The sequence below is a fragment of the Romboutsia weinsteinii genome, from assembly GCF_002250835.2.
Classification (GTDB): domain Bacteria; phylum Bacillota; class Clostridia; order Peptostreptococcales; family Peptostreptococcaceae; genus Romboutsia_A; species Romboutsia_A weinsteinii.
The window spans coordinates 1-587 of record NZ_NOJY02000159.1 but is presented as its reverse complement, the minus strand read 5'-3'; the positions used below and the strand labels follow the sequence as shown (position 1 = coordinate 587).

General features: G+C 27.6%; 1 protein-coding gene. It reads left to right on the top strand.

The annotated features are described in order from the left end of the window. Positions 1-44 precede the first annotated feature (44 nt). Complete coding sequence (locus CHL78_RS20450) at positions 45-503, top strand: GNAT family N-acetyltransferase (RefSeq protein ID WP_116041787.1); 459 nt, start codon at positions 45-47, stop codon at positions 501-503. The last annotated feature ends 84 nt before the right edge of the window (positions 504-587 follow it).

The following is a 587-nucleotide window of genomic DNA, read 5'->3' as shown; positions in this document are numbered from 1 at the left end:
AATTATACTTTTGATATGATATAGATAAATTAGGGGGGATTTTAGTGATAATAAGAGATATAAATATAAACGATTATAATAAAGTTGACAAATTAATGCAACAAATACATGGTATACATGTAGTGAATAGACCAGATGTGTATATAGATATGGAACATCCTTATTCTATAAGTGAACTTGAAAAAATTATAGAAGATGATAACGTTATTTCTGTATTAGCAGAAAGTGGTGGAGAAATTTTAGGGTTATGTATTGTCACTATTAGAAATAAAAGTGGTATGGTTGACAAGAAAATTGCATATATGGATGATTTATGCGTAGATGAAAGTGTTAGAGGGCGTGGTATTGGTAAAAAACTTTTTTCATTTGTATCAAACGAAGCAAAGAAAAGAGATGCAGAAAGGCTTGATCTAATGGTATGGTCATTTAATAATAGAGCTTTGAGCTTTTATGAGGAATTAGGTATGCAGACACAATGTTATATTTTGGAAAAAGAACTTTAATAATTAATAGTTTAGTTATATTTAAACCTGTGATTAGTTATAAATTCCAATTTATCGAGTAGATTTGAGATGGAATATTAATAT